Annotated in this window: 21 protein-coding genes and 3 pseudogenes; 5 read left to right on the top strand and 19 right to left on the bottom strand. The window is 74.3% G+C overall.

Annotated features, from left to right (window positions below; genetic code table 11):
- Positions 1–50: 50 nt before the first annotated feature.
- Positions 51–1,511: a DEAD/DEAH box helicase gene (locus JKP76_RS08145; protein ID WP_200490345.1), complete on the bottom strand. Its 1,461-nt coding sequence runs from the start codon at positions 1,509–1,511 to the stop codon at positions 51–53.
- Positions 1,512–1,751: 240 nt separating this feature from the next.
- Positions 1,752–2,828, bottom strand: coding sequence for an adenosine deaminase (locus JKP76_RS08140; protein WP_200490343.1), 1,077 nt, complete (start codon positions 2,826–2,828; stop codon positions 1,752–1,754).
- A 129-nt stretch (positions 2,829–2,957) separates the two neighbouring features.
- On the opposite strand from JKP76_RS08140, the gene JKP76_RS08135 reads away from it, so the two are divergent.
- Positions 2,958–3,815 carry a hypothetical protein gene (locus JKP76_RS08135; protein ID WP_200490341.1) on the top strand — a complete coding sequence of 286 codons (858 nt, stop codon included), beginning with the start codon at positions 2,958–2,960 and terminating at the stop codon, positions 3,813–3,815.
- 33 nt (positions 3,816–3,848) lie between these two features.
- Here the strand turns inward: JKP76_RS08135 and JKP76_RS20640 are convergent, their stop codons facing one another.
- The 8 genes and pseudogenes from JKP76_RS20640 to JKP76_RS08095 form a co-directional block, all read right to left on the bottom strand.
- A complete protein-coding gene (locus JKP76_RS20640) occupies positions 3,849–5,570 on the bottom strand; it encodes an ATP-binding cassette domain-containing protein (protein ID WP_309232886.1) in 1,722 nt (573 codons plus the stop codon).
- A 27-nt stretch (positions 5,571–5,597) separates the two neighbouring features.
- Complete coding sequence (locus JKP76_RS08120; RefSeq protein ID WP_200490337.1) at positions 5,598–6,878, bottom strand: thymidine phosphorylase; 1,281 nt, start codon at positions 6,876–6,878, stop codon at positions 5,598–5,600.
- Positions 6,878–7,297: a cytidine deaminase gene (locus JKP76_RS23385; protein ID WP_200490335.1), complete on the bottom strand. Its 420-nt coding sequence runs from the start codon at positions 7,295–7,297 to the stop codon at positions 6,878–6,880. Before JKP76_RS23385 ends, JKP76_RS08120 begins: the two co-directional genes overlap by 1 nt.
- Positions 7,297–7,794 (bottom strand): hypothetical protein, encoded by a 498-nt coding sequence (locus JKP76_RS23380; protein ID WP_309232885.1) that lies wholly within the window; start codon positions 7,792–7,794, stop codon positions 7,297–7,299. The genes JKP76_RS23385 and JKP76_RS23380 overlap by 1 nt, the downstream gene beginning before the upstream one ends.
- A 121-nt stretch (positions 7,795–7,915) precedes the next feature.
- A pseudogene (locus JKP76_RS22300) lies at positions 7,916–8,467 on the bottom strand (ABC transporter permease); the annotation flags it as partial.
- Positions 8,468–8,574: 107 nt separating this feature from the next.
- Complete coding sequence (locus JKP76_RS08105; RefSeq protein WP_200490333.1) at positions 8,575–9,756, bottom strand: ABC transporter permease; 1,182 nt, start codon at positions 9,754–9,756, stop codon at positions 8,575–8,577.
- Positions 9,753–11,330, bottom strand: a complete 1,578-nt coding sequence (locus JKP76_RS08100; RefSeq protein WP_200490331.1) for an ABC transporter ATP-binding protein — start codon at positions 11,328–11,330, stop codon at positions 9,753–9,755. The genes JKP76_RS08105 and JKP76_RS08100 overlap by 4 nt, the downstream gene beginning before the upstream one ends.
- A gap of 190 nt (positions 11,331–11,520) precedes the next feature.
- Positions 11,521–12,555 carry a BMP family protein gene (locus JKP76_RS08095; protein WP_200490329.1) on the bottom strand — a complete coding sequence of 345 codons (1,035 nt, stop codon included), beginning with the start codon at positions 12,553–12,555 and terminating at the stop codon, positions 11,521–11,523.
- Between the two features lie 266 nt (positions 12,556–12,821).
- Between JKP76_RS08095 and JKP76_RS08090 the strand changes: the two genes are divergently transcribed.
- The gene (locus tag JKP76_RS08090; RefSeq protein ID WP_309232884.1) at positions 12,822–14,078 is read left to right on the top strand and encodes a serine hydrolase; all 1,257 of its coding nucleotides are present in this window, start codon (positions 12,822–12,824) and stop codon (positions 14,076–14,078) included.
- Here JKP76_RS08090 and JKP76_RS08085 read toward each other — a convergent pair.
- Genes JKP76_RS08085 through hisC form a run of 3 tightly spaced genes read right to left on the bottom strand, consistent with a single transcriptional unit; the run spans position 14,059 to position 16,809 of the window.
- Positions 14,059–14,637: a 2'-5' RNA ligase family protein gene (locus JKP76_RS08085; RefSeq protein WP_309229905.1), complete on the bottom strand. Its 579-nt coding sequence runs from the start codon at positions 14,635–14,637 to the stop codon at positions 14,059–14,061. The two genes, JKP76_RS08090 and JKP76_RS08085, sit on opposite strands and share 20 nt — an antisense overlap.
- On the bottom strand, positions 14,634–15,668 hold the full coding sequence (gene trpS / locus JKP76_RS08080) for a tryptophan--tRNA ligase (protein WP_200490327.1): 1,035 nt from the start codon (positions 15,666–15,668) through the stop codon (positions 14,634–14,636). Before trpS ends, JKP76_RS08085 begins: the two co-directional genes overlap by 4 nt.
- A gap of 16 nt (positions 15,669–15,684) precedes the next feature.
- Entirely contained in the window at positions 15,685–16,809 is a 1,125-nt protein-coding gene (gene hisC, locus JKP76_RS08075) for a histidinol-phosphate transaminase (RefSeq protein ID WP_200490325.1), read from the bottom strand.
- A 35-nt stretch (positions 16,810–16,844) separates the two neighbouring features.
- Here hisC and JKP76_RS22295 point away from each other — a divergent pair.
- A pseudogene (locus tag JKP76_RS22295) lies at positions 16,845–17,312 on the top strand (NAD-dependent epimerase/dehydratase family protein); the annotation flags it as partial.
- Positions 17,313–17,367: 55 nt separating this feature from the next.
- Positions 17,368–17,793, top strand: coding sequence for an NAD-dependent epimerase/dehydratase family protein (locus JKP76_RS22290; RefSeq protein WP_255522612.1), 426 nt, complete (start codon positions 17,368–17,370; stop codon positions 17,791–17,793).
- Here the strand turns inward: JKP76_RS22290 and JKP76_RS20635 are convergent.
- Together JKP76_RS20635 and JKP76_RS20630 are read right to left on the bottom strand one after the other, a co-directional pair.
- The gene (locus JKP76_RS20635) at positions 17,790–18,338 is read right to left on the bottom strand and encodes a transporter associated domain-containing protein (RefSeq protein ID WP_309232883.1); all 549 of its coding nucleotides are present in this window, start codon (positions 18,336–18,338) and stop codon (positions 17,790–17,792) included. The two genes, JKP76_RS22290 and JKP76_RS20635, sit on opposite strands and share 4 nt — an antisense overlap.
- Before the next feature lie 262 nt (positions 18,339–18,600).
- A pseudogene (locus JKP76_RS20630) lies at positions 18,601–19,092 on the bottom strand (CNNM domain-containing protein); the annotation flags it as partial.
- Positions 19,093–19,317: 225 nt separating this feature from the next.
- Between JKP76_RS20630 and JKP76_RS19755 the strand changes: the two are divergent.
- The gene (locus tag JKP76_RS19755; protein WP_309229906.1) at positions 19,318–20,211 is read left to right on the top strand and encodes a CAP domain-containing protein; all 894 of its coding nucleotides are present in this window, start codon (positions 19,318–19,320) and stop codon (positions 20,209–20,211) included.
- Positions 20,212–20,332: 121 nt separating this feature from the next.
- On the opposite strand, the gene JKP76_RS08055 is transcribed toward JKP76_RS19755, so the two are convergent.
- From JKP76_RS08055 to JKP76_RS08040, 4 genes are all read right to left on the bottom strand, one after another.
- Complete coding sequence (locus JKP76_RS08055; protein WP_200490323.1) at positions 20,333–21,172, bottom strand: endonuclease domain-containing protein; 840 nt, start codon at positions 21,170–21,172, stop codon at positions 20,333–20,335.
- A 192-nt stretch (positions 21,173–21,364) separates the two neighbouring features.
- On the bottom strand, positions 21,365–22,579 hold the full coding sequence (locus JKP76_RS08050; RefSeq protein ID WP_200490321.1) for an NADP-dependent isocitrate dehydrogenase: 1,215 nt from the start codon (positions 22,577–22,579) through the stop codon (positions 21,365–21,367).
- A 42-nt stretch (positions 22,580–22,621) separates the two neighbouring features.
- A complete protein-coding gene (gene mdh, locus JKP76_RS08045) occupies positions 22,622–23,575 on the bottom strand; it encodes a malate dehydrogenase (RefSeq protein ID WP_200490319.1) in 954 nt (317 codons plus the stop codon).
- Between the two features lie 57 nt (positions 23,576–23,632).
- The gene (locus tag JKP76_RS08040; RefSeq protein WP_309232882.1) at positions 23,633–23,848 is read right to left on the bottom strand and encodes a DUF3017 domain-containing protein; all 216 of its coding nucleotides are present in this window, start codon (positions 23,846–23,848) and stop codon (positions 23,633–23,635) included.
- Positions 23,849–23,850 lie beyond the last annotated feature (2 nt).

Below are 23,850 nucleotides of genomic sequence, written 5' to 3'. Positions count from 1 at the left end.
GGCCGGCCCCGGGAGAACCCGGGACCGGCCGCTTCGTCGTCCAGTGCTGCTTACGCGCCGTGGCGCGAGGGCCGGCCGGGCCGCCCGCTGCCGTACGAGCGCTCGCCCGCGGGCCGGTCACCGGCGGGCCGGGGACGGTCGCCGTAGGAACGACGCGGGCCGCCGCGGGAGCCGCTGGGGCGCTCGCCGTCGCGACGCGGACGACCACCGGGGCCACCGCCACCGCGGCGCATGTCGCGCTGCGTGCGCTCCTTGGGCTCCACCGGGATGCCGGCGGCGACCAGGTCCAGGATCGGCTTGTCGCCGGGCCGGGTGCGGTCCAGCGGCGGGTCGACCTTGGCGGTGCGGAACCGGCGCTTGGCCTGGCCGACCTGGTCGGGCAGGAGCAGCGAGACGACGACACCGGCGGCGCCGGCGCGGGCGGTGCGGCCCGAGCGGTGCAGGTAGGTCTTGGCGTCCGTCGGCGGGTCGTAGTGCAGGACCAGCGAGACGTCGTCGACGTGGATGCCGCGGGCGGCGACGTCGGTGGCGACGAGGACCGGCGAGCGGGCGTCGGTGAACTCCTCCAGCGCCCGGCGGCGCGCGGCCTGGGGCAGCCCGCCGTGGATCGCCTCGGCCTTGATGCCGGCGGCCTTCAGGTTGTCGGCGAGCCGGTCCACGCCCAGCTGGGTGCGGGCGAAGATGATCGTCCGGCCCGGTCGGGAGGCGAGCTCCGTGGCGACCTGCAGCTTGTCGCGGAAGGCCAGCGTGAAGGCCAGGTGCTCGGCCGGCGGGGCGTCGTCGCCGGCGCGCTTGACCTCGTGCCGGGCCGGGTCCTTGAGGTAGCGGCGGACCAGCGCGTCGACCTCGCCGTCCAGCGTCGCCGAGAACAGCAGGCGCTGGGCGTCGCGGGCGGTCTGGTCGAGCAGCTCCTTGACGACCGGGAGGAAGCCCAGGTCGGCCATGAAGTCGGCCTCGTCGAGGACGGTGACGACGACCTCGGCGAGGGTGGCCTCGCCCTGGCTGATCAGGTCCTGCAGGCGGCCGGGGGTGGCGATGATGACGTCCACACCGCGGCGCAGCTGCTGGATCTGGCGGTACATCGGGGCGCCGCCGTAGACGGTCGCCAGCTGCACACCGGTGGCCTGGCCGAGGGGCGCCAGGTTGTCGTGCACCTGCTGGGCGAGCTCGCGGGTCGGCACGAGGACCAGGCCGCGCGGGGCGCGACGGCCCTGCTTGACCTCGGCGCCGATGCGGGCGAGCAGCGGCAGGCCGAAGGCCAGCGTCTTGCCCGAGCCGGTCGCGGCCTTGCCGAGCACGTCGCGACCGGCGAGGGCGTCGGGCAGGGCGGAGGTCTGGATGGCGAACGGGCGGTGGATGCCGCGCCGCTCGAGCGCGGTGACCAGCAGCTGGGGCAGGCCCAGCTGGCCGAAGGTCGGGCCCTGGGGCTCCGCGGGGGTCTCGGCGGGGGTGTTCTCGATGGTGGTGTCGGCGTCGTTCGACTCGAACGAGACAGGGTTGACCACAGTCATGCGGGGTGGGGCTCCGATACAGCTCGGAGCGCGTCCCGTGGGAGAGAGGAGGCTGCGGCGCGGAGCCGGTGTCCTCGCTGGCGATCGCTCGACGTCCGTCGGACGTGCGATCTGCACGGATGCGCTCGTGCCCAGACGTTCCGTCCGGGAGGATGACCGGCCGATGTGCCGGTACGCCCAGGTTAGCAGCGCACCGGCCTCCCCCATTCCCCGGAAGGGGGTGGGGACGGTCACCCTCCGTCAGCCCCGCAGGGCGGCGTACCCGGGCCGGACGACGTCGGTGAGCAGGCGCGCGCGCTCGGACTCCTCGAGGAAGGCCGCCGCCAGCGCACGCTCGGTGACGGTCGCGACGTCGTCCCAGCCCCAGCCGAAGGCCTCCGCGACGGCGGTCAGCTCGCTGCTCGCCGAGACCCCGCTCATCAGCCGGTTGTCGGTGTTCACGGTGACGGCGAAGCCCAGCCGGTGCAGCCGGTCGACCGGGTGCGCGGCCAGCGACGGGTAGGCGCCGGTCTGCACGTTGGACGACGGCGCGACCTCCAGCGGCACCTGCGCGTCGAGCACCCGCTGCGCGACCGGGCCCAGCGCGCCGTCGTCGGCCACCTCGTCGGCGATCCGGATGCCGTGACCGAGCCGCTCGGCCCGGGCGCCGTCGAGCGCGGCCCGGATGCTGTCGACGCCGGCGGCCTCACCCGCGTGGATGGTGCGGTGCGCGCCGGCCCGGTCCAGCAGCGCGATCGCGGCCGGGATGCGGTCCGGCGGGAAGCCGATCTCGGGCCCGGCCAGGTCGAAGCCGACCACGCCGGCGTCGCGGTAGCGCACGACCAGCCCGGCGACCTCCTCCCAGCGGTCCTCCTGCCGCATGGCGCACAGCAGCGCCCCGACGCGGATCGGCGTGCCGGCGGCGGTCGCCTCGGCGCTGCCGGCGGCGAGGCCGTCGACCATCGCCTCGACGACGGCCTCGATCGGCAGCCCGCCCGCCGTCGCCAGCTCCGGGGCGAAGCGCACCTCGGCCAGCACCACGCCGTCGGCGGCCAGGTCGAGAGCGCACTCGCGGGCGACCCGGTGGATCGCGTCGGCGGTCTGCATCACGCCGACGGTGTGCGCGAAGGTCTCCAGGTACCGGACGAGCGAGCCGGAGTCCGCCGCCTTCCGGAACCAGACGGCCAGCTCGGCGGCGTCCGAGGCGGGCAGGGCGCGGTAGCCGTGGGCGTCGGCCAGCTCCAGCACCGTCTGCGGCCGGAGCCCGCCGTCGAGGTGGTCGTGCAGCAGGACCTTGGGGGCGCGGCGGAGGGCGTCGGCGTTCAGCGGTGCGGGCACGGGTCGACGCTACCCAGGCCCTCCCGGGCGGCCCGCCCGCGCCCGTCCGGGTGACAGACCTCCCCGAAGGCGGCCGACCGGTGCGAAGGTGCCGGGAGGGGGCACGACGGCGACGGAGGGGGCAGGGCGGTGCTGGCGCAGGCGCGGGACGTCGCGGTGGCCCGGATGCCCGTCGTCACCGAGGCGGAGATGGCCGCCTCCCTGGCGCGCTCGGGAGCGCCGGTGGTGGAGCACCGCGGCCGGCTGTGGACGCCGACGCTGCCCGGCTTCTACCGGCCGGTGCACCTGCTGGCCCGGCTGTCCGACGCACAGGCCACGCGTCCGGCCCCGACCGCCTGGGGCTACCAGGCCTGCCTCGCCGACGACGACGCCCGGCACGCCGACGCGGCCGTGCCCGTCCACCTGGTGACCGACCTCGACGCGTTCGAGGAGCCCCGGCTGTCGAAGAGCCGCCGCCGCAGCCTGCGCAAGGCCCGCGAGCACGTGCGCTTCGTCGAGCTGACCGGGGCCGAACTGCTCCTGCGGGAGGGGTACGAGGTGCTCCGCTCGGCCCACGCGCGCAGCGGCGCCGGCCGGCTGCCGTCCCGCCGCGGGTACGAGGCGCAGGTGAGCCGGCTCGGGGACCCGGCCCACGGCATCGTCATCGCCGGTCTCGTGGACGGACGGCTGGCCGGGTACACCTCGGGGCACGCGGTCGACGGGACCGCCTACGCCCGGGACATGGTCGTCGCCTCCTGGGCACTGGACACCGGCATCAGCACAGGCCTGACCTACGAGTTCTTCTGGGCCTGCCGGCGGAACCCGGCGGTGCGCGAGGTGGTCGACGGGTTGCACGCGCGCGAGGACGAGGGGCTGTGCCGGTACAAGGAGATGTCCGGCATCCCCCTGCGCCGCGTCCCGGCCCGGCTGTGGATGGTGCCCGGTGCCGCGCAGGTCCTGCGGCGCCTCGACCCGCACAAGTACTACCGGCTGAGCGGCCGCGGCTGAGCGGCCGCGGCTGAGCGGCGTGACCGAGCCGGATCAGCCCCGGTCCTGCCAGCGGAAGGTGCGAATGCACAGCAGCAGGCCCAGGACGCACCAGATGCCCAGCACCAGCGCGACCCGGCCCAGCTCCCACGAGCCGGCCGGCTCGTCGGCCGCCAGCGCGTCGGGCAGGAAGACCGACCGGAAGCCCTGCGCCATCCACTTGAGCGGGAACAGCGCCGCGAAGGTCTGCATCCAGGAGGGGATCTCGCTGAACTGGAAGAAGACGCCGGAGATGAACTGCAGCAGCAGCGCGAAGGGCGTCACCGTGGCCGAGGCCGAGCGCCCGTTCTTCGCCACGCTCGACATGGCGATGCCCAGCAGCGTGCAGGCCGCCGCGCCCAGGACGGTCACCCAGGCGAAGGTGAGCCAGTCGCTGCCCGTGGGCAGGTCGATGCCGTAGAACACGACGCCGACCAGCAGCAGGACGACGATGCTGGCCAGCGTCACCGCCAGCACCTGCGCGATCTTCCCGATGAAGAAGGCGCTGCGCGGCATCGGCGTCCCGGCCAGGTGCTTGAGCGTCCCGTCCGAGCGCTCGGTCGCGATGCTGATCGCCATGTTCTGGAAGCTGGCGCCCAGGATGCCGGCGGCGATGATCCCGGCCATGAAGTACTGCGTGAAGTTCACGCCCGAACCGAGGTCGTAGTCGAGCACCGCGCCGAAGACGACGAGCAGCAGCACCGGCAGCAGCAGGGTGAACACCACCGACTCGCGCTGGCGGAAGAACTCCCTGAGCTCCACCGAGATGCGCGAGCGGTAGACGGCGGGCAGCGACGGCAGGGCCGTCGACGTGCGCTCCGGAGCGGTCGCCGTCATCGGTCGCCGATCATCTGCAGGTACACGTCCTCGAGCGTGGGGCGGGACACGGCGAGGTCGGGCACCTCGCCGGGGAAGCGGGCGGCCAGGTCGGCCACGAAGGCGGTGGGGGTCGGGGTCGCCTCGGTGCGGCGGGTGCCGTCCTCGGTCCAGCTGACCGTGGCCGGTGCGCTCTCCCGGCCGCCCCAGGGCACTGGGGACGGCGACCTCGACCAGCCGGCCGCGGGCGATGACGCCGACGCGGTCGGCCAGCGCCTCGGCCTCGTCCAGGTAGTGCGTGGTGAGCAGCATCGTGGTGCCGAGGTCCCGGAGCGACCGGATCAGCGACCAGAACTGCCGGCGGGCCTCGGGGTCGAAGCCGGTGGTGGGCTCGTCGAGGAACAGCAACGTCGGGCGGCCCACGATCCCGAGGGCGACGTCCAGCCGGCGGCGCTGGCCCCCGGAGAGCGAGCGACCGCGGACGCCGGCCTTCTCGGTGAGGCCGACGAGTGCGATGACCTCGTCGACGTCCCGCGGGTCGGCGTAGTACGAGGCCTGCGCGCGGAGCAGCTCGCGGACGGTCAGCTGGCTGTCGCCCGAGCCGGACTGCAGCACGATCCCGAGCTGCGCCTTCCACGCCCGGGCGCCGTCGGCGGGGTCCTCCCCCAGCACCCGGACCTCGCCGGCGTCGCGCGCGCGGTAGCCCTCGCAGATCTCGACCGTCGTCGTCTTGCCGGCGCCGTTGGGGCCGAGCAGCGCGAAGATCTCCCCGCGCCGGATGTCGAGGTCGAGGCCGTCCACGGCGGTGAAGTCGCCGTACCGCCTGACCAGCCCGCGGATGGAGATCGCGGCGTCCGGGTCCAGCGGGTCACCCGGTCGCGGGCGGTCGGCCACGGCGGCCACCGGTGCAGAACTCGTCACGGGAGAACAGTGTCCTCCCCTTCCGCCTCACGCCGTTATGCGGTCGATCACCAGCGGCAGCGGGACGTCGTCGGTGTCGACGCCGATCGCCCCCTCGAGCGCCTCCAGGGCGCGCGGGATGCGGGCGGCGTCGTCGGTGTGCAACTCGAGCAGCGGCTGACCGGCGGTCACCTGCTCCCCCACGCCGGCGGCCCAGGTGATGCCCGCCGACGCCGAGACGCTGTCCTCCTTGCGCGCCCGGCCCGCGCCGAGCCGCCAGGCCGCCACCCCGAGGGAGAAGGCGTCCAGCCGGGTCAGCGTGCCCGAGGCCGGTGCGGTCACCACGTGCCGCTCGGCCGGCTGCGGCAGGGGCGCGTCGGGGTCGCCACCCTGCGCGGCGATCATCGCCCGCCACGCGTCCATGGCCCGGCCGTCGGCCAGCGCCTCCGCGGGGTCGACGTCGCCCCGTCCGGCGCCGGCCAGCATCTCGCGGGCCAGCGCCAGGGTGAGCTCGACGACGTCGGCCGGGCCGCCCCCGGCGAGCACCTCGACGGACTCGGCGACCTCGACGGCGTTGCCGGCCGCGCGGCCCAGGGGGCGGTCCATCGCCGTCACCAGGGCGACGGTGCGCACCCCCGCGGCCTCCCCCAGGCCGACCATCGTGCGGGCCAGCTCGCGCGAGGCGTCGGGGTCCTTCATGAAGGCGCCGGAGCCGGTCTTCACGTCGAGCACCAGCGCGTCGGCGCCCTCGGCGATCTTCTTGCTCATGATCGAGCTGGCGATGAGCGGGATCGACTCGACCGTGCCCGTGACGTCGCGCAGCGCGTAGAGCAGCTTGTCGGCCGGGGCGAGGTCGTCGCCGGCCGCGCAGACCACCGCGCCGACGTCGCGCAGCTGGGCCAGGTAGGCCCGCTCGTCGACGTCGGCCCGCCAGCCCGGGATCGCCTCCAGCTTGTCCAGCGTGCCGCCGGTGTGCCCGAGCCCGCGCCCGGACAGCTGCGGCACCGCGACGCCGCAGGCGGCGACGAGCGGGGCCAGCGGCAGGGTGATCTTGTCGCCCACGCCACCGGTGGAGTGCTTGTCGGCGGTCGGCCGGCCGAGCGAGGAGAGGTCCAAGCGCCGCCCGGAGTCGATCATCGCCTGCGTCCAGACCGACAGCTCCCCCGGCGTCATGCCGCGGAAGAACACCGCCATGAGCAGCGCGCTCATCTGCTCGTCGGGCACCTGGCGCCGCGTGTAGGCGTCGATCACCCAGCGGATCTGGTCGGCGGAGAGCTCGACGCCGTCCCGCTTGGCCCGGATGACGTCGATCGCGTCGTGCGCGCCCATCAGCCCTGCCCCCGCTCCGCCGCGGCGACCAGGTCGTCGGGGCCGAAGGCGTCCGGCAGCACCTCGCGCATCGGCACGATGCCGAGCGACACGGTCTCGATGAGCATGTCCGCGCCGCCGAACTCCCACAGCAGCTGCCGGCACCGGCCGCACGGCATCAGCGGCCGGCCGTCCCCGCCGACGCAGGCCACCGCGACCAGCCGGCCGCCGCCCGAGCGCGCCAGGTCGCTGACCATGCCGCACTCGGCGCACAGACTCAGCCCGTACGAGGCGTTCTCGACGTTGCAGCCGGTGACCAGCCGCCCGTCGTCCACCAGGCCGGCGACGCCGACCGGGAACCTCGAGTACGGGGCGTACGCCCGGGTCATCGCCTCGCGCGCGGCCGCCCGGAGGGCGTCCCAGTCCACCTGCGCGGCCACTAGTGCTCCCCTCGCCGGTAGACCAGCCCGTCGGCCTTCGGCATCCGCAACCGCTGGGAGGCCAGCGACAGCACCAGCAGGGTGATCAGGTGCGGCGTGAACGAGACGATGCCGCTGGGCAGCTCGTCGATGGTGAGGAAGCCGACCAGGCTCAGCCCGGCGAACACCCCCGCGAGGACGGCCTGCAGGTACTTGCCGCGCACGGTCTGGAAGACCGCGACCGCCAGCAGGAGCAGGGCCAGGAGGAGCAGCAGCGCGACGACGGCGGTGCGGCTGCGCAGCTGGAGGCCGTCGGCGAAGCCGAACAGCCCCGCGCCGGCCGCGAGGCCGCCGGGCCGCCAGTTGCCGAAGATCAGCGCCGCCAGGCCGATGAACCCGCGCCCGCCGGTCTGGCCCTCCTTGAAGCTGTTGGCGACGAACACCAGCGCCGCCCCACCCAGGCCGGCCAGCCCGCCGGAGATGATCACCGCGATGTACTTCATCCGGTACACCGGCACGCCGAGCGTGTCGGCCGCGGCCGGGTTCTCCCCGCACGCCCGCAGCCGCAGACCGAACGTCCGTCCGCCACAGCACGAGGTAGCTGACCGGGACCAGCAGGATCGCGACCAGCGTGAGGATGCCGAGACCGCTGGTGAACCCCCGGAGCAGCCCGGCGACGTCGGAGACGAGGAACCACCCGGAGCCGGCGACGTCCCCCAGCAGGTCGGGGCCGTCGGAGAGCACGGGGAGCGAGAACGTCGGCGGCCGGCTGGACATCGCCGGCGACTGCGTGACACCGCCACCGGCCGGGTTGTCGATGTAGAGCAGCTCGGAGAGGAACCGCACGATGCCGGCGGCCAGGATGTTGATCGCGACGCCGGACACGACGTGGTCGACGCCGAAGGTGACGGTGGCGACCGCGTGGACCAGGCCGCCCGCGGCGCCGAGCACGATCCCGCCGACGAGCGCGCCGGCCCAGCCCCACTGGTAGCCGGCCCAGCCGGCGCCCCAGGTGCCGAGGATCATCATGCCCTCGAGGCCGATGTTGACCACGCCCGCGCGCTCGGAGAACAGCCCGCCCAGCGCCGCCAGCCCGATGGGCACGGCCAGCAGCAGCGCGGTGGCGAAGGTCGAGGACGAGGTGAGCGCCTGCTCGCCGGAGACGACCCGGACGATCGACAGCAGCAGCATGATGCCGACGAACACCCAGGTGACCCGGCGGGCGGTGCCCCCGCCCAGGAGCAGCTCGGTGATCGGCCCGCGGCTGGGCGCCGCGGTCGGTGCGGTGGTCACGGCGCTCACGCCCCCGCCTCCTGACGCGTGTCGATGCGGCTGCCCGGCTGGCCGGCGGGTCCGGCGGGTGGGTCCTCGGGGGCGGCCGGGCTCGCCTGCCCGGCTCCGCCCTCCGCCCGCCGGCGGGTCAGCTGGCGGGCGATCTCGTTGGCGATGACGACGGCGAGCACGATCGTGCCCTGGATGATCGTGACCACCGAGGCCGGGATGTCGGCGAACTGCAGCGGCACCGCGGCCCGGTCGAGGAAGGCGAACAGCAGCGCGGCGAGCGCGATGCCGATCGGCGAGTTGCGGCCCAGCAGGGCCACCGCGATGCCGAGGAAGCCCAGTCCGGCGGTGAACTCGGTGCCGAAGTGGTGGGTCTTGCCCATCAGGTCGGGCAGCCCGATCAGCCCGGCGACGGCGCCGGAGATGAGCATCGCCTTGATGACCATGCGGCGGGCGTCGACACCGCTGGCGGTGGCCGCCGACGGCGAGAGCCCGGTGGCCCGCAGGTCGAAGCCGAACCGGGTGCGCTTGAGCAGCACCGCGATCACGATGCCGGCGAGCAGCGCCACGACGAGGAAGCCGTAGAGCTCACCCCGCGGCTGGGCCAGCCCGATCCAGTCGAAGACGCGGTTGAGGCCCGGGATCTGGCCGGACGCCGGCAGGTCCTCCGTGGTGATGATCGCCGCGCCCTCGGGGCTGCCCCGGAGCGGCCCGGTGAGCAGCCACGAGGCGGTGCCCAGCGCGATGAAGTTCAGCATGATCGAGCTGATGACCTCGCTGACCCCGCGGGTGACCTTGAGGACGGCGACGATCCCGGCCCACAGCGCCCCGACCAGCATCGCCACGACGATGATGAAGACGACGTGCAGCGGGGCCGGCAGCGAGACGGCCGCGCCGGCGCCGGCGGCCAGCACGGTCGCCATCCGGTACTGGCCCTCGACGCCGATGTTGAACAGCCCCATGCGGAAGGCGACCGACACGGCCAGCCCGGCCAGGAACAGCGGGATGGCCCGGTTGAGGATCACCACGATGGCCTGGGTCTGCTGGGCCGGGGTGTCGCCGAAGTCGACGAGCACCTGCAGCGCGGTCGAGGGGTTCTCCCCGATCAGCAGGATGACCAGCGCGGTGATGACGACGGCGAAGACGATCGCGATGGCCGGGGCCAGCAGCGCGTTCCCGAGGCGGCGCAGGGCGGTCATGCGGCACCGACCGAGCCGTCGTGGGCGCCGGTCATGTGCCCGCCGAGCTCCTCAGGGGTGAGCGACGCCGGGTCCAGCTGCGCGACCAGCCGGCCGCGCAGCATGACCTGCAGCGTGTCGGACAGGCCGATCAGCTCGTCCAGGTCGGCCGAGATCAACAGGATCCCCATCCCTTCGGCGCGGGCGTCCTTGAGCAGCTCCCAGATCGCCGACTGCGCACCGACGTCGACCCCCCGGGTCGGGTGCGAGGCGATGAGCAGCCGCGGTCGCGCGCTCATCTCCCGCCCGACGATGAGCTTCTGCTGGTTGCCGCCGGACAGCGCCACGGCCAGCGTGTCCGGCCCGGGGGCGCGGACGTCGTACTCCTGCATGATCCGCTCGGTGTCCGCGCGGGCGGCCTTGCGGTCGATGAACAGGCCCTTGACCGCCGGCGGCCGGGTCTGGTGGCCCAGGATGCGGTTCTCCCACAGGGGCGCGTCGAGCAGCATGCCCTGCCGGTGCCGGTCCTCGGGCACGAACCCGATCCCGGCCTCGCGGCGGGCGCGGGTGCTCCAGGCGGTGATCTCCTCGCCGCCGAGGACGACGACGCCCTCGGCCAGCGGCCGCAGCCCCATGACCGCCTCGACGAGCTCGGCCTGCCCGTTGCCCTCGACGCCGGCGATGCCGACGACCTCGCCCTCGCGGACGGTCAGCGTGACGTCGTCGACGGCCGGACGCGCCCCGTGCGAGCGCACGGTCAGCCCGCGCACCTCCAGCACCGGGGTGTCGCGCACCGTCGAGGTGCGGGTCTGCGGCGAGGGCAGCTCCGAGCCGACCATGAGCTCGGCCAGCTGGCGCGCCGTCGTCGTCCTGGGGTCGGCGGTGCCGACGGTGGTGCCGCGCCGGATCACGGTGATCGAGTCGGCGACCTTGCGCACCTCGTCGAGCTTGTGCGAGATGAAGATGACGGTGAGGCCCTCGCGCTTGAGCTCGGCGAGGTTGCCGAACAGCTCGTCGACCTCCTGCGGCACGAGGACGGCGGTGGGCTCGTCGAGGATCAGCGTCGTCGCCCCGCGGTAGAGCACCTTGGCGATCTCGACGCGCTGCCGGTCGCCGACGCCGAGCTCCTCGACCAGCACGTCGGGGTCGAGGTTGAGCGCGTACCGCTGCGAGATCTCCCGGATGCGCCGGCGGGCCTCGGCGCGGTCCAGCCCGAGCCCCTTGGTCGGCTCGCTGCCCAGGACGACGTTCTCCAGGACGGTGAAGTTGTCGGCCAGCATGAAGTGCTGGTGGACCATGCCGATGCCGGCCGCGATCGCGTCGGCGGGGCTCTTGAGGTGCACCTCGCGGCCGTGCAGGGCGATGGTGCCCTCGTCGGGCCGGTGCATGCCGTAGAGAGTCTTCATCAGCGTCGACTTGCCGGCGCCGTTCTCGCCCACGATCGCGTGCACCTCACCGCGGCGGACCCGGAGCTCGATGTCGCGGTTGGCGACCACGCCGGGGAAGCGCTTGGTGATGCCGCGCAGCTCGACCGCGTACGGGGTGTCCCCGGTGCCCGCGGCGGGCGCGGGCGCGCCGGCTGGTTGCTCGGCCATGGGTGGGCCTCTCTGTTCCGGTGCACCGCCGGGTGGGCGGTGCACGGCTGCTGCTCTGCGGATGATCCCGCACGCCGGGGCCGGCCGGTCCGGCAGCCCTCACGGCAACGGCGGGCCCGGGCGTGTGCGCCCGGGCCCGCCGTGGGTCCGCCCATGAGCGCGGGCCCGCTCGCGCGGGCCCGCGCCTGGATCACGGGGCGGTCGGAACCTCGATGTCGCCGTCGATGATCTGCTGGCGGAAGTCCTCGATGACGTCCTGGATGTCATCGATGTAGCCGCCGGAGTCGGACAGGCCCACGCCCTCGGTGGAGAGGTCGTTGAGGACGTCGGTGCCGGCCTCCAGGCTGTCGTCGGCGAAGGCGGTGATGTAGTCCTCCACCGCCAGGTCGACCCGCTTGAGCATGGACGTCATGATCACGGCCTGCTGGTCGGGGGACGCGCTCAGGTACTGGTCGGAGTCGACGCCGATGGCGCGCTGACCGGCCTCGACGGCCGCCTCGAAGACGCCCTCGCCCGAACCGCCGGCGGCGTGGAACACGATGTCCGCGCCACCCTGGTACATGCCCTGCGCCGCGACCTTGCCGCCCTCGGGGTCACCGAAGCCGGAGGGGTCGCCGGCCGGCGAGAGGTAGGTGACGTCGACGATGATGTCGGGCTTGACCGCCTGCGCACCGGCGACGTAGCCGGCCTCGAACTTCTCGATCAGCGGGCTCTGCGAGCCACCGACGAAGCCGATGTGGCCGGTCACGCTCTTCGACGCGGCGGCGACGCCGGCCAGGAAGGAGCCCTGCTCCTCGGCGAAGACCAGACCGGTGAGGTTGTCCACGCCCAGGTCCTCGACCGAGGTGTCGACGATCGCGAACTGCGTGTCCGGGTAGTCGGCCGCCACGTCGGCGATGATGTCGCCGTAGGCGAAGCCGACCGCGATCACCGGGTTGTAGCCGGCGTCGGCGAGCTGGGTCAGCAGCTCCTCGCGGTTCGAGCCGTCGTCGTTGGGCGACAGCTCCTCGATCTCGCCGCCGAGCTCGTCGACGGCCGCCTCGACGCCGGCGATCGCCGAGTCGTTGAAGGACTTGTCGCCGCGGCCGCCGGTGTCGTACGCGACACCGATCTTGAGCTCGCCGTCGCCACCGCCGTTGCTGCCGCTGTCGCCGTTGTCCTCGTCGCTGGCGCAGGCCGACAGGGCCAGGCCGCCGGCCAGCAGCAGTGCCGCAGCCTTGGTCATCCGCGCTCGGCGCAAGACGATCTCCTCTCTGGGGGGACTGCCGGCCCGGAGGGCGGCGGGTCCCGGTGGGTTCTTCCGCGTGCTCCGCCGCGGGCGCCGGGGCGCAGCGCGTCAGAGCACGACGCAGAACGCTAACCGCGGGTCCGTGGACCTCCACCGGCCGCGGGGAGGACCGATACGCGATCGTTGCGAAGGGCCGGGCGTGGCGCCCGGATCGGTGTCGTGGGTCACGCAGCGGCGGTCCGGGCGCGGCTACCGTGCGGCCCGTGGGACGACGGGGCGGGGCGCGCAGGCCGCTCGCGGCGCTCCTGCTGGCGGGTGCGGCGGCGGGCCTGCTGCTGCTGCCCGCGGCGGCGTCCGCGGACGGGGCGCGGCCCACCGCGGACCCGGGGGCACCCACGCCCACGGCGCCGCGCACCGGGCCGCCCCCGCAGGGCAGCGCGCCCGACGGCAGCACCGTCGGCGGCGAGCGGCTGGACACCCGCGGGCAGGTCGTCGCCGCGGACGCCCCGCCCCTGCCCGGTCCCCTGACCGCCTCGGGCTGGCTGGTGGCCGACGCCGGCTCCGGCGCCGTGCTCGCCGCCCGCGACCCGCACGGCCGCTACTACCCGGCCAGCACGCTCAAGACGCTGACGCTCCTCGCCCTCGCCCACCGGCTGGACCCGGCGGTGGTCGTCGCCGGCACCCCGGAGGACGAGCAGGTCGAGGGCAGCCGGGTCGGCCTGGTCGCCGGGGGCCAGTACCCGGTGGGCTTCCTCTTCCAGGCGCTGGTCCTGCAGTCGGGCAACGACGCCGCGAACGCGCTGGCCCGCGCCGCCGGCGGGACGGCGGCCACCGTCGCCGCGATGACCGAGACCGCGGGGCAGCTCGGTGCGTTCGACACCGTCGTCGGCAGCCCCTCGGGGCTCGACGTCGCCGGCCAGTCGTCCTCGCCCTACGACCTGGCGCTGGTCTTCCGCGCCCTGGTCGAGGACCCGGTCACCGCCGCGGTGCTCACCACCCCGGTCGCCCAGGTGCCGGAGGTCCCCGGCCGCGCGGCGGGCTTCCAGATCCAGAACCAGAACCCGCTGGCCGGCTACCCCGGCTCGCTCGGCGGCAAGACCGGCTTCACCGACGCCGCCCGGCACGCCTTCGTGACCGCCGCCGAGCGCGACGGCCGCCGGCTGGTGGTCAGCGTCCTCGACACCGAGAACCAGCCGCTGCGCGCCGCCGACCAGGCCGCGCTGCTGCTCGACTGGGGCTTCACCGTCCCCGCCGGCAGCGCGGGCGTGGGCCGGCTGGTGCGGCCGGGCGAGCTCCCCGCGGAGGCGACCGAGGCGAGCCGGCCGGCGCCGCGGTCCGCCCGACCCACCGCGGCGGCGGCCGGCAGGGCGCCGACCGACGACGCGCCCCCCGGCGACGACGGCCCCTCGCCGCTGGTCGGGGCGGGGCTCGCGGTCGCCGCCCTGGCCGTCGTCGGCCTCACCGTCGTGGGCCGGCGGCGCGCGGTGCGCCGCGAGGAGGTCAGCGGGGCGGACCGGTGAGCGGGTACTCGCGGGCGATCGCCCACGCGCCGTCCGGCGTCTGCTCGAACTCGGTGAAGTGCTCCACCTGGAACTCGGCGGAGAGGTCGGCCAGCGCGCTGTAGGCCAGCTCCAGCATGTCCGCCGGGACGTCGTGGGCCACGGTCACGTGCGGGTGGTACGGGTAGGCCAGCGGCCGGGCGAGGGGGCCCTGGCGGACGTCGGTGGCCAGCAGCTCGCAGTTGCCGATGCCGCGGGCGACGGTCACGAACACCACCTCGGAGACCGGGCTGAACGTGCCGGTGCCGGACAGGTGCATGGGGAAGGCGGGGTGGTTGCGGGCGACGCCGGCCAGGTGCTCGGCGACGGCCTCCCGGTCGGCGACCGGTACCTCGGTGGGCGGCAGCAGGGTCACGTGCGGCGGCACGAGGGAGGCCTGGGGGTCGCCCACCTTGGCCCGCCAGTCGACCAGCAGCTGCGCCCACGGCTCGGGCACCAGGACGACGACGCCGATCATCGCCGTCCCGCCGGCCGGGGCTTCTCCGGCCGGGGCTTCTCCGGCCGCGGTCCCCTCGGTCACGCGCGGCCGCCGGGAGCCAGGAAGCCGACCCGCTCGTACACCTCGGCCACGGTGCGGCTTGCGACCTCGCGGGCGCGCTCGGCGCCGGCGGCCAGGATGCGCTCGAGCTCGGCGCGGTCGTCGAGCAGCTCCGACGTCCGCTGCCGGACCGGGGCCAGGAAGTCGGTGACGACCTCGGCGAGCTCCTTCTTGAGGTCGCCGTAGCCGCGGCCGGCGAAGTGCTCCTCGAGCTCGGGGACCGTGCGCCCGGACAGCGCGCTGTGGATGGTGAGCAGATTCGTCACCCCCGGCTTGTTCTGCGCGTCGGCGACGACCTCGCGGCCGGTGTCGGTGACCGCGGAACGGATCTTCTTCGCCGTCACCTTCGGGTCGTCGAGCAGGAAGACGCAGCCGGCCGGGGGCAGGCTCTTGCTCATCTTCTTCTCCGGCGTCTGCAGGTCCATGACCCGCGCGCCGGCCTCCGGGATGAAGCCCGTGGGCACGGTGAAGGTCTGCCCGAAGCGGTTGTTGAAGCGGGTGGCGACGTCGCGGGTCAGCTCGAGGTGCTGGCGCTGGTCGTCACCCACCGGAACCTGGTCGGCCTGGTAGACGAGGATGTCGGCGGCCATGAGCACCGGGTAGGTGAACAGCCCGACCGACGAGCCGTCGGCGCCCTCGCGCTGGCTCTTGTCCTTGAACTGCGTCATCCGGCTGGCCTCGCCGAACCGCGCGATGCACTCCAGCACCCACGACAGCTGCAGGTGCTCGGGCACGTGGCTCTGCACGAACAGCGTGCTGCGCTCCGGGTCCACGCCGAGCGCCAGGAGCTGCGCGGCGGAGGTCAGCGAGTTCCGCCGCAGCTCCTCGGGGTCCCAGTCCATCGTGATCGCGTGCAGGTCGACGACGCAGTAGAACGCCTCGGTCGTCTCCTGCAGGGCGACCCACTGCCGCAGCGCACCCAGGTGGTTGCCGAGGTGGAAGGAACCCGCGGTCGGCTGGATACCGGAGAGCACGCGGGGCGGGGTGTTCGACTGCGGCGGCACGGTAGCCATCAAACCAGCCCGGACCTCAGCGGGCCGGAGCGCCGTCGGCCCGCTCCCCGGCCGCGGCGTCCAGCGCGGCGAGCAGCGCGTCGTTCTCGTCCGGCGCGCCGATGCTGATCCGGACCCCCTCGCCGGCGAACGGCCGGGTGATGACCGCCCGCGCCTCGAGGGCGCCGGCCAGCTCCGCCGTCCGCTCCCCCAGCGGCAGCCAGACGAAGTTGGCCTGGCTGTCGGCGACGTCGAAGCCGCGCTCGCGCAGCGCCGCGGTGAGCCGCGCCCGCTCGGCGACGACGGCCGCGCAGCGGTCGCGCACCTCGTCCTCGCTGGCCAGGGCGGCGACCGCGGCGGCCTGGGCCAGCATCGAGACGCTGAAGGGGACGTGCGTCCGGCGCACCGCGTCCGCGACCGCGGGGTCCTCGGCGATCAGGTAGCCGACCCGCAGCCCGGCCAGGCCCCACGCTTTCGAGAAGGTGCGCAGGACCGCGACGTTGGGCCGGCCGCGCATGAGCTCGATGCCGTCGGGGACGTCGGGGTCGTCGACGAACTCGCGGTAGGCCTCGTCCAGCACGACCAGCGTCGTCGCGGGCACCGCGTCGAGGAACCGCTCGAGCTCGGCGCGGCGCACCGCCGTCCCGGTCGGGTTGTTCGGGTTGCAGACGAAGACCAGGCGGGTGGTGTCGTCGATCGCGGCCAGCAGGCCGTCCAGGTCGTGGGTGTCGGCCGGGCCGCCCTCGCGGCCCGGGACGAGGGGCACCTGGATCGCCCGGGCGCCGGCGACCTGCGCCAGCAGCGGGTACATCTCGAACGACCGCCAGGCGAACGCGATGCTCGTGCCGGGCTCGGTGTAGGCCTGGGCGAGCTCCTGGCACAGCGTCACCGCGCCGCAGCCCGTGGCGATCTGCGCGGGGTCGACGCCGTAGCGCTCGGCCAGCGCCGCGGTGAGCACGACCGCGCCGTTGTCCGGGTAGCGGTTGGTCTCCCCCGTCGCGTCGGCGATCGCCCGGACCACCGCCGGCAGCGGCGGGAACGCCACCTCGTTGCTGGCCAGCTTGACCGCCCGCTCGACGCCGATCTCGCGGGCGAGGTCGGCCGGGTTGCGTCCCGGGCGGTACGCCGGCAGCGCCTGGACCGCGGGGCGTGCGCTGACCACGGGCTCGACCTCCTCTGCCGCCCTAAGGTGGCGGCATGCGCGTCCTGGTCGCCGGTGGAGCCGGCTACATCGGCAGCGTAGTGACCGCTGCCCTCCTCTCCGACGGCCACGAGGTCACGGTGCTCGACGACCTCTCCACGGGCCACGCCGACGCCGTCCCCGAGGGCGCGGCCCTGGTGCGGGTGTCGCTGCACGACTCGGCGCCGGTCCTCGCCGACGTCCGCCCCGAGGCGGTGCTGCACTTCGCCGCCCGGTCGCTGGTCGGGGTCTCCCAGCAGCGGCCGGAGGACTACTGGTCGACCAACGTCGGGGGCTCCCTGGCGCTGCTCGAGGCGATGCGGGCCGCCGACTGCCGGCGGATCGTCTTCTCCTCCACCGCGGCGACCTACGGCGAGCCCGAGGCCGTCCCCATCCGGGAGGACGCGCCGACCCGGCCCACCAACACCTACGGCGCCTCGAAGCTCGCCGTGGACCACATGCTGACCTCCTACGCCGTCGCGCACGGCTTCGCGGCGGTCAGCCTGCGCTACTTCAACGTCGCCGGCCGCCGCGTACGGCCTGGGCGAGCGGCACGCCACCGAGACCCACCTGATCCCGCTGGCCCTGCAGGTCGCGGCCGGGCAGCGGGAGTCGCTCACCGTCTTCGGCCGCGACTACCCGACGCCCGACGGCACCTGCATCCGCGACTACGTGCACGTCGGGGACCTCGCCGACGCGCACCTGCTGGCGCTGCCCGCGCCGTCGGCCGGCGAGCACCGCGTCTACAACCTGGGCAACGGCACCGGCTTCTCCGTGCAGGAGGTCGTCGACGCCGCCCGCGAGGTGACCGGGCACGCCGTCCCGACCACCGACGGACCGCGCCGGTCCGGCGACCCGGCCCAGCTGGTCGCCGCCAGCGACCGCATCCGCGCGGACCTCGGCTGGGCGCCGCGGCACACCGACCTGGTCGGCATCGTGCGCGACGCCTGGGAGGTCGCCCGCTAGTCCCCCGGCTCGCGCTCGCCGTCGTCGTCGCCCTCGGGGGCGGGCGGCGGCGGGTCGACGCGGAGCCGGGCGATCCGCCGTCCGTCGAGCTCGACGACGGTGACCGCGCGGCCCTCGACCTCGATGGTGTCGCCGACCTCCGGCAGCCGGCCGAGCCCGGCGAGCACGTACCCGGCGACGGTCTCGTAGGGGCCGTCCGGCAGCTCCAGGCCGGTGGCCTCGGTGAAGTCGTCGAGGTTGAGCAGGCCGTCGACCTCGCGCGGGGCGTCCGGCGACTGCCGCGCCTCGGGCTCGACCTCGGCGTCGTACTCGTCGTAGATCTCGCCGATGACCTCCTCGATGAGGTCCTCGAGGGTCACGATCCCGTCGGTGCCGCCGTACTCGTCGACGACGATGGCCAGGTGGTGGTTCTCCCGCCGCATCTCGCTGAGCGCGGTGAGCACCCCGGCGGTGCCGGGCAGCCGCTTGACCTCGCGGGCGAGGTCGGCGACGGTCGCGGCCCGGCCGGCCGGGTGGGTGGGCAGGAACAGGTCGCGCACGTGCACGAAGCCGACGACGTCGTGCCTGGTCGCGGCCGGCCACGGGGTAGCGCGAGTAGTTGCTGTCGACGACGAGCTTCGCCGCGCGGCTGGCGGTCATCGACCCGTCGAGGAAGGTGACCTCGGTGCGGGGCGTCATCACCTCGCGCACCTCGCGCTCGCCGGCGCGGAAGACCTCGTCGATGAGCCGGCGCTCGTCGCTGCTCAGGGACTCGTGCGCGGCGACGAGGTCGCGCAGCTCCTCCTGGCTGATCGACTCGCCCGCCTGCTCGGGGTTGCCGCCGGAGAGCCGGACCAGCGCGTTCGTCGACTTCGAGAGCAGCCAGATGATCGGGCGGGACAGCTTCGCGATGAAGTTGAGCGGCGCGGCGACGAGCAGCGCGAACCCCTCGGCGCGCTGCAGCGCGAGCCGCTTGGGCGTCAGCTCGCCGGCGACCAGCGAGACGTAGCTGATCGCGACGGTGACCAGGACCAGGGCGAGGGTGCCGGAGAGCCCCGAGGAGACACCCCGTCCCTCGAGCCAGTCCGCGAACGGCTCGGACAGCGTGCTGGCGCCGAACGCCGCGGAGAAGAACCCGGCGAAGGTGACGCCCACCTGGACCGCGGCGAGGAACCGGTTGGGGTCGCTGAGCAGCTTCTGCACCGCCTGCCCGCGACGGCCGGACTCGGCCATCGCGCGCACCTGCGACTCGCGCAGCGAGACCAGCGCGATCTCGGCGCCGGCGAACACGCCGCCGATCAGGATGAAGACGACGACCATGACGATGCTGAGCCAGACGTCGCTCACCGGCGGCTTGCTCCTCGGTCATTGGGATGCGGGGCGTGCGCGCCCATGGTGCCCTGCGGACGGCGCTCGCGCGGGCGGGGACCGGGCTGCGGGTGACCGGACACGCCGGAGGTGACCTGCGTCTCGTGAACTGTCGGCCTCCCGGCGCTTACGGTTAGTCTCCACTTGATAACGAATCGTGATCAACCGGGGAGCCCCGTGCGCCACCGTCCCACCAGCACGCCCGCGTACGCCCGCCTCCTCGCGGGGGTCTCGCGCGTCGTCGCCCGCGCCGCCGGCACCCTGCGGATCGGCCGCCGCCGGCTCGGTCTCGGCGTCGTCGTCGTCGCGCTCGTGACCGGCTTCGTGCTCGCGGCCCCGGTGGTGTCCGGGCCCGGCGCGCCCGCCGGTTCCGACGCCGCCTCGCCGGTGGTCATGGGGATCGACGGCCGGCGCACCTCGGCCGACTTCGCCAGCGCGTCGGCGCGGCTGCGGATGGGCCCGGACGGCGTGCGCCTGGAGCGCTCCAGCCGGTCGGACCGGACCGCGGCCCCGGCCTCCGCCGCCCCGGTTCCGCCCGCCGCGACCGGGGCACCGACCGGGGCGCCGACCGAGGCCGCACCGCCCGCCGCGCCGTCGTCCACCGCGGTGCCCGCGCCCCGGTCGACGGTGGCGGAGGAGCCGGTGCCGCCGTCCCCCGCTCCGGCGCCGGCCCCGGCGGCCGCTCCCCCGGCTCCGGCCGGTTCCGACCGCGCGGGCCAGGTGCTGGCGCTGGTGAACGAGGCCCGCGCGTCCGCCGGCTGCCGGCCGCTGGTTGCCGACGCCGGGCTCGCCTCGGTCGCGGCCGCGCACAGCGCCGACATGCGCGACCGCGGCTACTTCGACCACGTGGACCTGGACGGGCGGAGCCCCTTCGACCGCGCCCAGGCGGCCGGCCTCTCCGCGCGGGCCGAGAACATCGCCCGCGGCCAGGCCGACCCCGCCGCCGTCATGACCGCGTGGCTCGCCAGCCCCGGCCACCGCGCCAACATCGTCGACTGCAGCCTGACCCGCCTCGGTGTCGGCATCGCCGACGGCGGCGGCGGCCCCTGGTGGACCCAGCTCTTCGCCTGACCCGCCCGCGCCCGATACCCGCCGCGAGGGCGGGGTTCCCGGGGCCTGAGCACGCACTCAGAGCCCTGGAACACCGCCCTCGCGCGTGGCACGCAGTGCGCGCACCCGGGCGACCAGCTCGTCAGGGCGGTGCAGGTCCGCGGCGCGTCACGTGCAGCACCAGCCACCCCGCGGCGACCAGCCCGTTCAGGCGACGGCGGTCCCGGGCGAACTGCCCCGGCTCGCCGTGCCACGCGCCGTCGTACTCGATGGCCAACCGGAGCTCCGGGTAGGCCAGGTCCACCCGGGCGAGGAAACGGCCGGAGCGGTCGCGCACCTCGTACTGGGGGGTCGCAGGCAGGCCGGCCAGTGCGAGCAGCACGCGCACCCGTGACTCGGGCGGCGACTCGGCCCGCGGATCGGCCAGCGAGATCGCGAGCCTGGCGGAGCGCGCGCCACGCCCGCCGGCGACCGCCGTCCCCGCGCGAGCGAGCGCCTGCCGGCTCACGACCCCCCGCGCCGTCAGCACGTCGAGCGCCGGGACCGCGTCCAGCAGCGCCTCGGCCCGGGCGATGTCCAGCGCCGTCCGCACACCGTCGGTGCACCGGAAGCCGTACCGCACCCGCACCTGCTCAGCCGGAATCGACACCTTCCGGATGCGGAGCCCGTGGACCGGGCCGAAACGCGCGTCCGGCGGCGTGCACACCTCCACGGGCGGATCCGCGTCCACGAGCGAGGGGGCGCCGAGCAGGTAGGCCGCGCTCCGGCCGCTGAACAACGCCGACGGCGGCGCGAGCAGCCGGGCGCCGCGGATGCGGATCCCGAACGAGTGCGGGAGGTCCGCGTCGGCGTAGATCCCGCGGAACAGCCGTCGCCAGGCGGAACTGCGCAGCGCATCCGGGGTGAGCAGCCCGTCGCGGACGACGTCGCGCGCCCGGAACACGCATCCCTCGAGAGCGGCCGGCTTACTGGGTCGGGGCACCCGCAGAGCCTGTCGCGTGGCGGCCCACCCACGTGACCGTCGTCCACAGGCCAGCGAGGGCGGGGAACTCGGCCCCTGCGGCGCCGTCCTGAGCCCCGGAACCCCGCCCTCGCGGACGGACACCCGCCCCCGGACGCACGGCGGCCCCCGCACCCGGGTCGGGTGCGGGGGCCGCCGGTGTCAGCGCCTACCTCAGGCCATGGCCTTCTTGAGGTTGGTGTCGATGGCGCCCAGGAAGTCCTGGGTGGTGAGCCACGGGCTGTCGTTCGAGATCAGCAGCGCGAGGTCCTTGGTCATCTGGCCGCTCTCGACGGTGTCGATGCAGACCCGCTCGAGGGTCTCGGCGAAGCGGGTGACCTCGGGGGTGCCGTCCAGCTTGCCGCGGTGCGCGAGGCCCCGGGTCCAGGCGAAGATCGACGCGATCGGGTTGGTCGACGTCTCCTTGCCCTGCTGGTGCTGGCGGTAGTGCCGGGTGACCGTGCCGTGGGCGGCCTCGGCCTCGACCGTGCGGCCGTCCGGGGTCGCGAGCACCGAGGTCATGAGGCCGAGCGAGCCGAAGCCCTGGGCCACGGTGTCGGACTGCACGTCACCGTCGTAGTTCTTGCAGGCCCAGACGTAGCCGCCCTCCCACTTGAGCGAGGCGGCGACCATGTCGTCGATGAGCCGGTGCTCGTAGGTGATGCCCGCGGTCGCGAACTTCTCCTTGAACTCGGCCTCGAAGACCTCCTCGAAGATGTCCTTGAACCGGCCGTCGTAGGCCTTGAGGATCGTGTTCTTCGTGGACAGGTAGACCGGGTAGCCGCGGTCCAGGCCGTAGTTCATCGAGGCGCGCGCGAAGTCGCGGATCGAGTCGTCCAGGTTGTACATCGACAGCGAGACGCCGGCGCCCGGGGCCTGGAAGACCTCGTGCTCGATCGGCTCGGAGCCGTCGGTCGGCGTGAAGGTCACCGTCAGGGTGCCCGCCGAGGGGAACTTGAAGTCGGTGGCGCGGTACTGGTCACCGAAGGCGTGGCGGCCGACGATGATCGGCTTGGTCCAGCCCGGCACCAGGCGCGGCACGTTCTGCATGATGATCGGCTCGCGGAAGATGACGCCGCCCAGGATGTTGCGGATCGTCCCGTTCGGGGACCGCCACATCTTCTTGAGGCCGAACTCCTCGACGCGCGCCTCGTCCGGGGTGATCGTCGCGCACTTGACGCCGACGCCGTGCTTCTTGATGGCGTTGGCCGAGTCGATGGTGATCTGGTCGTCGGTCGCGTCGCGCGACTCGATGCCCAGGTCGTAGTACTCCAGGTTCACGTCGAGGTACGGGAGGATCAGCTGGTCCTTGATGAACTGCCAGATGATCCGGGTCATCTCGTCGCCGTCGAGCTCGACGACGGTGCCCTCGACCTTGATCTTCGCCACTGTGCGCGTTCCTTCTCTCTGCTTGCTGCTCCGAGCGTTCGCTCAGAGGTCGGCTATGTCAGCCTGCTTGGCGCGCACGGCCTCGGCTGCGTCGCGCAGCCCGGCCAGCTCGCTCTCGGACAGGTCGCCCTCGACGACCTTCCGCACTCCTCCTCGGCCGATCTCGGCCTCGACGCCCAGGTACACGCCGCTGATCCCGTACTCGCCGTCGACCCACGCGCACACCGGCATCACGGTGCCGGAGTCCTCCATGACCGCGCGGGCCATGCGGGCCGCGGCGGCCGACGGCGCGAAGTACGCCGACCCGGTCTTGAGCAGGGCCACCACCTCGGCGCCGCCGTTGCGGGTGCGGTCGACCAGGTGCTCGATGCGGTCGGCCGCGAGCACCTCGGTGAGCGGCTTGCCGTCGACGGTGCAGCGCGACGGCACGGGCACCATCGTGTCGCCGTGCGAGCCCAGGGTCAGCGTGCGCACCGAGGAGACGGGGACACCGGTCTCCTCGGCCACGAAGTTGGTGAAGCGGGCGGTGTCGAGCATGCCCGCCTGCCCCATCACCCGCTGCTTCGGGAACCCGCTGGCCAGCTGCGCCAGCGCGGTCATCTCGTCCAGCGGGTTGGAGACCACGATGAGGACGGCGTCCGGCGAGCCGGCGGCCACCTTCTCCGCCACCTCGCGGACGATCTTCGCGTTGGTCTCGATGAGGTCCATCCGGCTCATGCCGGGCTTGCGCGGGATGCCCGCGGTGATGACGACGACGTCGGAGCCCTCGGTGCCCTCGTAGGACCCGCCCCCGATGCCGACGACCTCGGTCTCGAAGCCCTCGATGGGCCGCGACTGGTTCATGTCGAGGGCCAGGCCCTCGGGCTTGCCCTCGACGATGTCGGTGAGCACGACGGTCTCGAAGATGTCGTACTCGGCGAGACGGAGAGCGGTCGTGGAGCCGTAGAAGCCGGCGCCCACCACGGTGACCTTGCCGTTCCGAGGCTTGTCTGCCATGCGCGCCAACCTAGCGCCGCGGAGGCCGTCGCGCGCCAGCGGGGGCGCTGCGACGTCTCACGGTGCGGGAATGGCGACGGCGATGACGCTGAGCGCCAGACCGGCCGCCGTGAGCAGCACGACGTCCACCGGCCGGCTCCGGACGGCGAGGAAGCCGACCCGGCGCTCGGGCAGCAGCAGCCGCAGCACCGCGGCCGCGACGAGCGCCAGGCCCATGACGACCAGCCCGGTCCGCCAGTGCTCGACGGTCACCAGCAGCAGCCCGACCACCACGG

The sequence above is a fragment of the Blastococcus sp. TML/C7B genome, from assembly GCF_016612845.1.
GTDB lineage: Bacteria > Actinomycetota > Actinomycetes > Mycobacteriales > Geodermatophilaceae > Blastococcus.
Note: the sequence above shows the minus strand (reverse complement) of the source record. Positions and strands in the feature narration are given on the sequence as shown.